The following is a 2,373-nucleotide window of genomic DNA, read 5'->3' as shown; positions in this document are numbered from 1 at the left end:
ATAAGACCAACGCTGAGTTCGCAAGCACACTCTATCGGCTTATTCAGAATTCAGTTGGGGAAAATAACGCAGTTCTCGTGCTGACTGCATCCTCTATATTCAGCAGCTTGTTCCTGACAGATACTGAGTAGATTACGGCACAATGTGATACAGCGTTCGTCTGTACTTACCGTTGTCGGGGAGCCACAGCTGGGTGTGCGAACTGTTCTATGACACCCTCAATCGTTCTTACTGGTGTCATCGTTAAGTAGATGCGCAAACTAACTGACTTTAATTAACCACTAATTCAACGCTAACTTACACACGATATACGGAGGAGATTCAGAAAACAGATACTGGTAGTCCTGATCAGAATCCCACTCTAGTCTCAACCATCCAACAAGATCGAATGCATAAACCTCTCATTGCTATATGAATTCTCTTCATCCGGTTCGCGAGCCATCCGTAGTCCTTCGGCCCGCTACCGGGTCGTTTTTGCGCGCGGCGGTGCTCTCGGGGCGTATGGCGAAACAGCCGCATCTGCTGATCGAGGAGGGCGACGTCCACGAGATCGCGATCGTTCCCGGCGACCCGGGCCGGGTCGACCGCATCGCGGACCTCTGTGACGACAGCGAGCTCGTCGCGGAGAACCGCGAGTACCGCGTCGTCAACGCGACCTACGAGGGCGTCGACCTCACGATCTGCTCGACCGGGATCGGCTGCCCCTCGGCGGCCATCGCCGTCGAGGAACTCTCGCGCGTCGGCGTCGAGACGTTCCTCCGGTGTGGCACCTGTGGCGCGCTCCAGGCGGACATGGAGGTCGGCGACATGGTCGTGGCGACGGGGGCGGCCAAAGAGGAGGGGACGAGCAAGCGCTACGAGTCGGCGGTGTACCCCGCGGTTCCGGATTACGAAGTCCTGTCGTCCCTCGTCGACGGCGCGGAGGCGAACGACGAGGACGTCCACGTCGGACCGATCGTCTCCGACGACGCCTTTTATAACGAGAGCGAGGAGTACGTCGCGGACTGGAACGACGCGAACCTGCTCGCGATCGAGATGGAGGCCGCGACGCTGTTCTCGCTGGCCCGTCGCAAGGGGCTCGCCGCGGGCGCGATCTGCACCGTCGACGGCAACCTCGTCGCCGGCTCACAGAAGGGGGCGGACTCCGACGACGAGCTCCCCGAGAAAGCGAAAGATAACGTCGAGCGCGCGATCCGGATCACGCTCGACGCGGTCACCGGGTTATAAGGATCGGTCGGGGCGACTCACTCCTCTTCCGCTTTGAACTCGACGAGCGTCAGCTCCCGGTCCAGCGCGCAGTAGTCGTGTGGGGGCTCACCGAGCACCCGGTCGATCCGGCGTTCGTCGTCGAAATCTGCCCCGTCCGGGACGCAGTACTCGTGGCTGGGGCACTCGGTGTGGGGGCACGGCCCCGCGAGCGACGCGAGGCTCCCCGCGTACGCGGCCTTCGAGGGAACGTTCGCGGGCACCGGCGCGGGCTCGACTTCGACGGCCCGGACGCCAGCGTCGTGGACCGCACAGTCGAGCGTCTGTGCGTTCTCGCGCACGTCCGTGATCCGGTATCGAGTCCCGACGGAGAGATTGAGACATTGGCTCCGGTAGGGACAGCCCTCGCAGTCGGGCGACTCCCCCTGATAGACGAACTCGCGACCCGCGTCCGCGAGCCGCGAGCCGATGAGCGTGACCGTAGGCATATCCGGGGGAACGGGCCCCGGTGTCGTAAGCCTCCCGCCCGCGACCGACGGCTAGGGATCGACGCGTGCGGTCCGGGGCGTGTGACCGTAGAGGGCAAGACACATCCGACCCGCCGCGGAAGGAACGGCGATGATCGCAGGGTTGGCGACGGAACTCCGGCGGGAGGCCGAGCGGGCGAACGAGCGGCGCGTCCTCGTCCTCGCCGGTGACCGCGACCGCGGGGTCGACGCCGCGTACGACGCCATCGAGGCCACCGATGTCGCCGACGAGTCGGTCACCATGGTCTCCACGCGCGAGGGGTTCCGTTTCGAACGCGTGAGCCCGCGAGGAACCGACGCGCTCCTCGGGCGCACCCGAGATATCGTCGTCCTCGACTGTCACGAGCAGTTCGTCCCGAACGCGCTCGGCCGGGCGGTCGGGGCCGTCGACGGCGGCGGACTCCTCGTCCTCTTGACGCCCGACCTCGATGACTGGCCGGCCGTACGGGACGGGTTCGACGAGTCGCTCGCGGTGCCCCCGTTCACCCTCGATGACGTCACCGGTCGGTTCCGTGAGCGGCTGGTGGGGACGCTCCGGACGCACCCCGGCGTCGCGATCGTCCGGCTCTCAGCCGATTCGGAGGCGTCGGACTCGTCCGGAGCGGCGATCGAACGCGACGGGCTCACCGACCCGCCGCGG

General features: G+C 65.0%; 3 protein-coding genes. 2 read left to right on the top strand and 1 reads right to left on the bottom strand.

Annotated features, from left to right (window positions below; genetic code table 11):
* Nucleotides 1-501: 501 nt before the first annotated feature.
* Entirely contained in the window at nt 502-1,227 is a 726-nt protein-coding gene (locus tag ACFQEU_RS14585) for a nucleoside phosphorylase (protein ID WP_379783334.1), read from the top strand.
* 17 nt (nt 1,228-1,244) lie between these two features.
* On the opposite strand, the gene ACFQEU_RS14580 is transcribed toward ACFQEU_RS14585, so the two are convergent.
* Entirely contained in the window at nt 1,245-1,694 is a 450-nt protein-coding gene (locus tag ACFQEU_RS14580; protein ID WP_379783332.1) for a UPF0179 family protein, read from the bottom strand.
* A gap of 130 nt (nt 1,695-1,824) precedes the next feature.
* On the opposite strand from ACFQEU_RS14580, the gene ACFQEU_RS14575 reads away from it, so the two are divergent.
* On the top strand, nt 1,825-2,373 hold a 549-nt coding region (locus tag ACFQEU_RS14575), incomplete at its 3' end, for a tRNA(Met) cytidine acetyltransferase TmcA domain-containing protein (RefSeq protein WP_379783330.1).

Origin of the sequence: Halorubrum tibetense (genome assembly GCF_042661865.1) — an archaeon.
Taxonomy (GTDB): domain Archaea; phylum Halobacteriota; class Halobacteria; order Halobacteriales; family Haloferacaceae; genus Halorubrum; species Halorubrum tibetense.
Note: the sequence above shows the minus strand (reverse complement) of the source record. Positions and strands in the feature narration are given on the sequence as shown.

Coding starts and splice junctions, on each gene's coding strand:
- ACFQEU_RS14585 (WP_379783334.1), top strand. CDS start 502: ATGGCGAAACAGCCGCATCTGCTGATCGAGGAGGGCGACGTCCACGAG.
- ACFQEU_RS14580 (WP_379783332.1), bottom strand. CDS start 1,694: ATGCCTACGGTCACGCTCATCGGCTCGCGGCTCGCGGACGCGGGTCGC.